Annotated in this window: 6 protein-coding genes; 2 read left to right on the forward strand and 4 right to left on the reverse strand. The window is 73.5% G+C overall.

The window, feature by feature from the left end:
* Positions 1–106 precede the first annotated feature (106 nt).
* Complete coding sequence (gene metK, locus IF45_RS0116555; protein ID WP_008406419.1) at positions 107–1,330, forward strand: methionine adenosyltransferase; 1,224 nt, start codon at positions 107–109, stop codon at positions 1,328–1,330.
* A 69-nt stretch (positions 1,331–1,399) separates the two neighbouring features.
* Here the strand turns inward: metK and IF45_RS0116560 are convergent, their stop codons facing one another.
* The 4 genes from IF45_RS0116560 to IF45_RS0116575 all read right to left on the reverse strand — a co-directional run bounded on the left by IF45_RS0116560 (position 1,400) and on the right by IF45_RS0116575 (position 6,507).
* The gene (locus IF45_RS0116560; RefSeq protein ID WP_010636543.1) at positions 1,400–2,503 is read right to left on the reverse strand and encodes a hypothetical protein; all 1,104 of its coding nucleotides are present in this window, start codon (positions 2,501–2,503) and stop codon (positions 1,400–1,402) included.
* Positions 2,500–4,413 (reverse strand): hypothetical protein, encoded by a 1,914-nt coding sequence (locus IF45_RS0116565; RefSeq protein ID WP_030308106.1) that lies wholly within the window; start codon positions 4,411–4,413, stop codon positions 2,500–2,502. Before IF45_RS0116565 ends, IF45_RS0116560 begins: the two co-directional genes overlap by 4 nt.
* Positions 4,410–5,165, reverse strand: coding sequence for a toll/interleukin-1 receptor domain-containing protein (locus tag IF45_RS0116570; protein ID WP_030308107.1), 756 nt, complete (start codon positions 5,163–5,165; stop codon positions 4,410–4,412). Before IF45_RS0116570 ends, IF45_RS0116565 begins: the two co-directional genes overlap by 4 nt.
* A gap of 64 nt (positions 5,166–5,229) precedes the next feature.
* The gene (locus IF45_RS0116575) at positions 5,230–6,507 is read right to left on the reverse strand and encodes a helix-turn-helix domain-containing protein (RefSeq protein ID WP_030308108.1); all 1,278 of its coding nucleotides are present in this window, start codon (positions 6,505–6,507) and stop codon (positions 5,230–5,232) included.
* A gap of 208 nt (positions 6,508–6,715) precedes the next feature.
* Between IF45_RS0116575 and IF45_RS0116580 the strand changes: the two genes are divergently transcribed.
* Positions 6,716–8,851 carry a primosomal protein N' gene (locus IF45_RS0116580; RefSeq protein WP_030308109.1) on the forward strand — a complete coding sequence of 712 codons (2,136 nt, stop codon included), beginning with the start codon at positions 6,716–6,718 and terminating at the stop codon, positions 8,849–8,851.
* Positions 8,852–9,115 lie beyond the last annotated feature (264 nt).

Here is a 9,115-nt window from a genome sequence, read left to right on the forward strand (position 1 = left end):
CGGCGGCGCGTTGTGACCGATAAACTGCCGTCGGACCGTGCCGGGCGCAGCTCCCGGACGGTCCGGCCATGATCAGCCAGCAGCCGCTGCAACCACAGGGAGCGATGTGTCCCGCCGTCTCTTCACCTCGGAGTCCGTGACCGAGGGTCACCCCGACAAGATCGCTGACCAGATCAGCGACACGATCCTCGACGCGCTGCTGCGGGAGGACCCCTCCTCCCGCGTCGCCGTGGAGACGTTGATCACCACCGGCCTCGTGCACGTCGCCGGTGAGGTCACGACCAAGGCCTACGCGCCGATCGCGCAGCTCGTGCGCGAGAAGATCCTGGAGATCGGCTACGACTCCTCCAAGAAGGGCTTCGACGGCGCCTCCTGCGGAGTCTCCGTCTCCATCGGCTCCCAGTCGCCCGACATCGCGCAGGGTGTCGACGCGGCGTACGAGCATCGGGTCGGAGGTGCCGCCGAAGGTGAAGAAGAAGACGAGCTGGACCGGCAGGGCGCGGGCGACCAGGGCCTGATGTTCGGCTACGCCTGCGACGAGACGCCCGAGCTCATGCCGCTCCCGATCCACCTGGCGCACCGGCTCTCGCGCCGCCTCTCCGAGGTCCGCAAGAACGGCACCATCCCCTACCTGCGCCCGGACGGGAAGACCCAGGTCACCATCGAGTACGACGGTGACAAGGCCGCCCGCCTCGACACGGTCGTCGTCTCCTCGCAGCACGCCTCCGACATCGACCTCGACTCGCTGCTGGCACCCGACATCCGCGAGTTCGTCGTGGAGCCGGAGCTGAAGGCGCTCCTGGACGACGGCATCAAGCTGGACACCGAGGGCTACCGCCTGCTGGTCAACCCGACCGGCCGCTTCGAGATCGGCGGCCCGATGGGCGACGCCGGCCTCACCGGCCGCAAGATCATCATCGACACCTACGGCGGCATGGCCCGCCACGGGGGCGGTGCCTTCTCCGGCAAGGACCCGTCCAAGGTCGACCGCTCGGCCGCCTACGCCATGCGCTGGGTCGCCAAGAACGTCGTCGCCGCCGGTCTGGCCTCGCGCTGCGAGGTCCAGGTCGCCTACGCCATCGGCAAGGCCGAGCCGGTCGGCCTCTTCGTCGAGACCTTCGGCACCGCCACCGTCGACCCCGAGAAGATCGAGAGCGCCATCAGCGAGGTCTTCGACCTCCGCCCGGCCGCGATCATCCGCGACCTCGACCTCCTCCGCCCCATCTACGCCAAGACGGCCGCCTACGGCCACTTCGGCCGCGCCCTCCCCGAGTTCACCTGGGAGCAGCCGACCCGCGTCGAGGCCCTGCGCAAGGCCGCGGGGGTCTGACCCGCGCGGAGTGACGTGGCTGAGGCCCGGCTTCCCTTCGGGGGTGCCGGGCCTCAGTCGTGTCAGGGGTCATTCCGGGTGCGGGCCCACACCGTTCACGGCGGGCGTCGGGCCGTCGCCGTTCGGCGAGGGGGCGGGAACGTCAGGAGCCGCGGCCTCCTCCTCGGTGCGCCGGATGCTCCCGTACCGGCGCCGGATCTCCTCGGCGGCTCGGGGGTCCTTCTTCGCCGCCGCGCTCGCCAGCATGTCGACCATCAGCGCGTTCTCGTTCTCGTCCGGGTTGATCCCGGTCTCCCGGAAGAAGTCGCCGAGAAGGTCGGCGGCTGTGCGGGGGGCGGACGGGGCCGTGTCCGTCACGCCCCAGACCGGTTCGGACGCGGGTGGTTCGGTGATCAGTTCGCGCAGCAGATCCGGGATCTCCTCGTTGTTGGCCGCCGACGTGAGCTGCGCAAGGACTCCGAGGTCGTCGACGGTCCGGTCGATCTGCTCGCCGTTGCGGGTCAGCCACCACACCACGGCGCTGCCGGTGTCCCGCAGTACGTCCGAGTGCAGATACTCCCGGCGGTCCTGCTCGTGGCGTCGTTCGTGCTCCCAGACCGCCTGCTCCTTGCGGATGGCGGCCAACCGGTCCAGCCGCTCCTGGTCGCTGTCGTCCAGGGCCAGCGTGACCTCCACGGCGTGGGCGTCCACCAGGTCGTACGGGTCGGGGAGCATGACGGCCAGAGCGGCGCTCAGTTCGTGCTGTACCAGGGAGCAGCGCCCCGGTTCGCTGGTACGGGTGACCTCCTCGGCACGCTGGACGACCGAGGCTCTGGCCAGCGCGCCACCGTCCATCGGCCGGTCGGGTGCCTCGGGGCGGGGGTACCAGCGCACGGTCGCGGTGAGCAGGAAGCCGTAGTCCCGTTCCGCGCTGGGCAGCCGCACCCGGGTGAGCTGGATCTCGCGGCGCTCCACCGGGCGTACCGGCAGATCGATCAGAGTGCCCTCCGGAAAGGGCTCCGCCCGCTGGGCCCGGCCGGTGAAGGCCATACCGGCCAGCAGGGCTCCCGAGAGCAGGGCCGCCACCAGGCCCCAGATCCACAGGGGCCAGCCCAGGCAGAGGCCCAGGATGACCGCGAGAAGGGTCGCGATGATGCCGAGGAAGCCGAAGACGGTCTTCTGGCCGGTGGTCATGGTGCGGTTTCCTCCTTGGGGCGAGGGGGACGTGGGGACCGGGCTTCGCAGATCAGATGCAGGACCCGGTCCGCGTGCGCGGGCGGGCCGGCCTCGACGGCGGTCAGGTACAGCGCGTTGAGCGTGGCGTGGTTTCGGCCTGCCGCCCCGATGAGCGAGCGCAGGGTGTCCGCCGCTGCCTCCGGTCCGAGCAGCGGGGCGGCGGCGGGGCGCCAGCGCTCCGGCTCCGCCCTGCGGAAGACCGACCGCCAGCAGCTCAGGCCGCTCGCGGTGACCGTCCGGGCCAGGAGACTCCTGTCGGCTGCCACCGCGAGGAAGAGGTCCAGGTCGCTCGGGTACCTGTCAGGGGCATCAAGTCTGCGGCTGAGCCGGTGCAGCAGGTGGTGCAGGGCCTGTGCGTCGTCGCGCACGTGGTCGAGGAGCGCACGGGTCGCCTCCTGTCCCTCGGGCTCCGAGGCGGCGAGGCGATGCAGGCGGATCAGGGCGGAGCGCGGGTACCGGGTGGCCATGGTGGTGGCACAGACTCGGGTAAGGACCTGCCGGAGCCCGGGGGTGAGGGTCCGGACGCCCGCCCGGTCGTAGACCCAGCGTCGCCAGGCGGCACCGTTCAGCGGGTGCTGGACCAGCCGGTCCAGGAGTGCGGTCGCGGCGGTGAGCGAGCCGGTCGTGTCCTGTTCCGCCCAGCCTTCCACCCGCTGCCGCAGGACGCCCTCCGGTTCGGTGCCGGTCATCAGTTCCGCCACGCGCCCCGCGGCGGTCTCCCGTTCCCGCTCGTGGAGCGCGGGCAGTGCCAGTAGCTGTGGGGCGCAGTCGAGAAGGACACTCCGCAGATCCGGCCGGTCGCTCCAGAGGTGACGGCAGAGGGCTTCCGACACCTCCTGCTGAGCGAAGGAGTGACGGTCCCCGTCGCGGTCGGCCTCGATGGTCCGGAGCAGGTGGTGCGTGCCGTTCTGCTCCAGCAGGGGCTGCGGGTCGGCCGGTGTGGCCGTGGCGGTCATCAGGATGCGCGCCGCTGCGTGCACGGTGTCGGTACGCGCGCCCTCCAGCAGGGCAGTCGCGTAGCAGAAGGCCCGCTCGTGTGCCTTTGTCACCTTGTCCACGATGGCGTCGACGGCGGCCTGCGGGTCGGTGAGCGTGCTGAGTGCCTTCTCGCACCACTCGGCGAACAGCTCCGGCGTGTCCGTGATGCCGTGAATGCCGTGCCGGTGGCGTCCGCGCAACCGGACGACCGCGTGGGCGAGCCGCGCCACGTCGCGCAGGGGCGGTCGTGCCGTGAGGTAGGTGGCCAGGGACTCCGGGACCGGCGAACAGGCCCGGGTGTCCATGCCCTCACAACGAAGCCGGCGGCGGAGCAGGGCCGTCCGGTCGGGCGGAGCCAGCTGGTGGAGCTGGGAGGCGACATAGTGCGGAAGTTCCCGGTCGGTATCCGGAAGGAGGACCACCAGGTACCCGGCTTGCTCACGCACCCGTTCCCAGAGTCTCGGGAGTTGCCCGGCCATCTCCTGACGCGCCGCCTCCTGAGCCGCCGTCAGGTCCAGCAGCAAGCGGTTGCCCGGCTGGATCTGCTCCGGGTCGAGGCTGTGGTGCCCGTTCTCGGCGATGTCCGGGGCCAGTTCGAACGGCACCTCTTTGCCGGGCAGTTCACCGAGCAGGACCCTCCCGGTCGTCTGGCGCCCGCTGCCGTCGGGGCCGGTGAGCACGACCAGCCGGTCGCGGGCCAGGGTGTCGTACGCCGCGTTGGCGGCGGCGGGCCGGACGAAGCGCCGCATGTGGAAGTGCAGCTCTTCGCGGGCGAGCCGCCGGGGCGGCTTCCGGGGCGGGGGCACCGGGCCCACGAAGATGTTCCCGGGCCCGGTGTGGACGAACGAGGCGGTGCCGACGTCGGTCCGGGTCGCCCCCGCCTGGGTCACCTCTTCTCCTGGTCGGCGGTGCGGTTGCCGAAGCTGTTGTGGACCGTGCCGTGGTTGTCGGCGGTGTAGTTGACGGGGCCGTCGCCGGAGAACTGGGGGAGGTGCTGGTTGCCGGAGCCGGTGTGTACGGAGCCGGTGGCGGCGTGGAAGTGCGTGGTGGTGGAGCCGGCTCCGGTCGAGCCGTTCACCGTGGTGCTGATGTCGCCGGCGCTGCCCGCCTGCACGGCGGACACGCCCTCGACCTCCCGCATCCGGTTGGCGGTGGTCTCGGTCGCCTGGGCGCGCTCCTCCTCCGCGTCGGCAAAGGCGGGAACCACCTTGGTGAGCGCCTGGAGGATGGCCGGTACGTCGTACTCGGCCCGGTGCGCCTCGTACGTGAGGCACTGGCGGTCGGCGACCGAGGCCAGCTCCGGCGGCAGGTCCGCCCTGGCGGGCCGTGCGGTGCCCCGGCCGAGCAGCACGGGCACGATGAGGACGTCGTTGCGGAGGGCTTCCAGGATTTCCTCGCGCACCCAGTCGCCCTCCCGCCACAACTCGGGCCGCGCCGACCAACCCGGGCCGGCCAGCACGAGCAGGACCTCACAGGCGCGTACGTTCTCGCGCAGTTCCTCCTGGAAGGTGCGGCCGAGGCTGATGGAACGGCCGTCGCGGAACGAGGCGTTGTCGCCGAACCGCTGGCGGAGCGCGTCGTCCAGATGGGCCGACGCCTGTTCCCCGTCGCCGGTCCGGTAGTTGATGAAGACATGGGGCATGGCGGATCGCCTCTCCAGAGGATGGGATGGGTGAGAGAAGTACCTACGGGGGAAGCGCGCGGCGTCAGGCGGGCTTCGGCAGCGGGGGCGCGGTCCGCGCGGCGGCCGAGAGCGTCAGCGCGGCGGTGAGGTCGGGGGCGAGCGCCCGTACCCCGCTGTGCTCCCGGTGGCGGCCGAGGACCCCGGCCAGACGGCGCAGGTCGAGCCCGATCGTGTACGAGGCCACGGCGGAAGCGCTGGGCAGGGCGGTTCTGGCAAGGGCGCACGCGTGGTCGATCTCGCCGGCGGAAGCGTGGGCGAGCGCCCTGCGGACGCCGTAGCGGGCGAGATTGCGATGGGCCTGGGGAGGCAGTGCCGCGCAGGCCGCGTCGAGGTGTTCCGCCGCCGCGGCCGGACGGCCCAGATCGTAGAGGCACCAGCCGGTGAACATCGTCACCGGGTCAGCGAGGTGGCTGGTTCCGACCGGCGCGGGGTCCTCCTCCCGCTCGGCCGCCGCCAGCAGGTCCCGGGCCCGGTCGAGCGTGCGCAGACTCGCGCCGTGGTCTCCGGCCAGGGCATGGCCCTCGGCCTCCTGCTGAGCGGCGAGGCCCCGGATGCGCGGGGCCAGCCGGTGGTCCCCGGCGGCGGCCGAGAGGGCGACGGTCTCGGACGCGTGGCCCCGGTAGTAGGCCATGAGGGCGCGCCGGACCAGCCCGTAGTGCCCGAGTTGGTGGTCGCCCCCGTCGAAGGCGAGCCGCGCGGCGTGGTCGGTCCAGCGCCGGGCCGCCTCGTCGTGGCCGGACTCCTGCGCCATCCAGCCGGTGAACTCGGCGAACCGGGCGGCGACGAGGAGCAGGCCGTTCCGCGCGCCGCTCCCCGAGTCCGCCGCCAGGGCGACCAGGGCGCGCGTCTGTTCGGCGAGGGGCACCAGCACGGTGGGCGGCGGGCAGCTCTGAGCCATCCGGCGGAAGTGGGTGAGCAGCGCCCGCGCCGAGTCGACGAGCGAGCCGTCCCCCGCCTGTTCCCCGGGCGCCGAGGCGGCCGCGCCGCCCGGGGCACCTCCTGCCAGCAGCACGGTCGCGGCACCTGCCGTGAGGACGAGACGGCGGCTCGGTGGTCCGGCGGCCGCCGGGGAGGTGGGCGTCGCCGGGTCGGGCAGGAGGGCGATGAGCCGTCCCGGGCAGTCCAGTTCCACTTCGCAGCGCCGGGCGAGGTGCGCGGTCGGCCGCTGATGGCCGTTCTCGATCTTGCTCAGCTGGCTCTTGCTGTAGTGCACGGCCGAGGCGAGCCGGGTGAGGGTCATCCCCCTCTCGTGCCTGGCCCGTCGTAACTCCGCTCCGAACCTCTTCGGCGGTACGTGCACGTCCCCACCCTCCAGTCGCGGCCGTGGCGACGGGCCCCCGGCCCGCGCCTGACAAGGGTCGGCCGGTGACGACAACGACGGCAAGAGCCGCCGAGTGTTTCGCGTTTCCAGGGAAGCCGCCCGGGGCGGGACTGTCGAGAGGGCCTCGGTGGGCCGGGCCGCCCCGGAGCCCCGGGCGGTGTCCGAGGGGTCTGGTAGGAATGCAGGCGTGAGCAGTGAGGATGAGGGGGCCGGGGAGCGGTCCGGGAGGGAGCCGGAGCAGCTGGCGCTGGTCCGGGAGATGGCGCGGCAGGCCAAGGCGCCGAAGGCCAAGCCGCGGACCTGGCGCGGGGCCGATGTGGCGGAGCATCTGCCGGTGGCGCGGGTCGTGGTGGACAAGGGTGTGCTCCACCTCGACCGGTACTTCGACTACGCGGTGCCCAAGGAGCTGGACGCCGAGGCGCAGCCCGGGGTGCGGGTGCGGGTGCGGTTCTCCGCCGGGGCCGGGCGGGTGCACGCCGGGCGGCGCGAGGGTGGCGGGCTGATCAGCGGGTTCATCGTCGACCGGCTCGCCGAGTCGGACTACGACGGGCCGCTGGCCGCGCTGGCCCAGGTGGTCTCGCCCGAGCCGGTGCTCACCCAGGAACTGCTCGGCCTCGCCCGCGCCGTGGCCGACCGGTACGCGGGCAGCCTCGCCGACGTCCTCCAGCTCGCGGTTCCGCCGAGGAACGCCAAGGCCGAGGCGGCGGCCTCGCCCGACCCCCTGCCGCCGCCGTCCGCACCGGAGGCGGGGAGCTGGGAGCGGTACGGGCCGGCGGGGCCCGGACTGCTGGCCGAGCTGGCGCGGGGCGGGGCACCGCGGGCGGTGTGGACGGCTCTGCCCGGTCCGCAGTGGGCCGAGGAACTCGCCAGGGCCGTGGCGGCGACGCTGGCCTCCGGTCGCGGAGCACTCGTCGTCCTGCCCGACGGGCGGCACGCCGCGCGGGTGGACGCGGCCCTCACGGCGCTCCTCGGCAAGGGCCACCACACCCTGCTGACGGCCGACGCCGGCCCGCAGAAGCGGTACCGCCAGTGGCTCGCCGTCCACCGGGGCTCGGTGCGCGCGGTGGTCGGGACCCGCGCCGCCATGTTCGCGCCCGTCCGCGACCTCGGCCTGGTCGCCCTCTGGGACGACGGCAACGAGAACCACAGCGAGCAGCACGCCCCCCAGCCGCACGCCCGCGAAGTGCTCATGCTGCGGGCGGCACACGAGAACTCCGCCGTCCTGCTCGGCTCGGTGAGCTGCACCGTCGAGGCGGCCCAGCTCGTCGACAGCGGCTGGGCGGTGCCCGTCGCCGCCGATCGCGCGGTCACCCGGGCCGCCGCCCCCCGGGTACGGACCATCGCCGACCACGACCTCGCCCGCGACGCGGCCGCCCGCACGGCCCGGCTCCCCTCCCTCGCCTGGCAGGCCCTGCGCGACGGACTGCGCGAGGGACCGGTCCTCGTCCAGGTGCCCCGGCGCGGTTACGTACCCCGGCTGGCCTGCGAGCGGTGCCGCGAACCGGCCCGCTGCCGGCAGTGCGCCGGCCCCCTCCAGGCGGCCGAGTCCTCCCTGCTGCACTGCGCCTGGTGCGGGCGCCCGGAGGCCGACTGGCACTGCGAGGAGTGCGGCGGGTTCCGGCTGCGCGCCCAGGTCACCGGCGCGCGGCGGACCGCCGAGGAACTGGGCCGGGCCTTCCCGTCGGTCCCGGTGCGTACCTCCGGCCGCGAACAGGTCCTGGACACCGTGGACGCCGCCCCCGCCCTGGTCGTCTCCACCCCGGGCGCCGAACCGGTCGCCGAGGGCGGTTACGCGGCCGCCGTCCTGCTCGACGGCTGGGCCCTGCTCAACCGCCCCGACCTGCGGGCGGGCGAGACGGCCCTGTGGCGCTGGATGTCCGCCTCCGCCCTGGTCCGCGGCCAGTCGGCGGGCGGCACCGTGGTGATCGTCGCCGAGCCGACACTCGCCCCCGTACAGGCCCTGGTCCGCTGGGACCCGGTCGGCTACGCCCTCCGCGAGTACGCCGACCGGTCCGAGCTGGGATTCCCACCCGTCTCCCGGATGGCGGCGGTGGCCGGGCCACAGGCAGCGGTGGCGGAATTCCTCGGCGCGGTCGAACTTCCGCCGGACGCGGAGATCCTCGGTCCGGTCCCGCTGCACGAGTCCGCCGAACGGGGGCGTGGGCGAGCGGGGGAGGGGCCGCAGGTGCGTGCGCTGGTGCGAGTGCCGCCGGGCAGCGGGATGGCACTGGCGCACGCGCTGAAGACTGCGCAGGCGGCGCGGATGGCTCGTGGGGGGAGGGTGCCGGTGAGGGTTCGGGTTGATCCGTTGGATATTGGGTGACGGGAACAGGGGGATGGCGGCTTGGGGGTTGCCGGGGGGTGAAGTTGGTTCAGGACGGGGAGTTGGCGGAGTAGAGGTGCAGGTCAGGGAGACTGCTCCCCGCGCGCACGCTGAACCCTGCTGCGGGGTTCCGCTCCGCCCGGCCGAGTTGAAGGGTGCGCACAGCCACACACACCGCTGCCCCCGCCTGTCGGGACGGGGGCAGCGAGTACGAGGGCACGGCCTGTCTCTTATACACATCTCCGAGCCCACGAGACCAGAGAG

It is taken from the genome of Streptomyces albidoflavus (assembly GCF_000719955.1).
Classification (GTDB): Bacteria; Actinomycetota; Actinomycetes; order Streptomycetales; family Streptomycetaceae; genus Streptomyces; species Streptomyces albidoflavus.

Bases quoted from the DNA above. Each gene is read 5' to 3' on its own strand.
- IF45_RS0116570 (WP_030308107.1), bottom strand. From the start codon at position 5,165: ATGCCCCATGTCTTCATCAACTACCGGACCGGCGACGGGGAACAGGCG.
- IF45_RS0116560 (WP_010636543.1), bottom strand. From the start codon at position 2,503: ATGACCACCGGCCAGAAGACCGTCTTCGGCTTCCTCGGCATCATCGCG.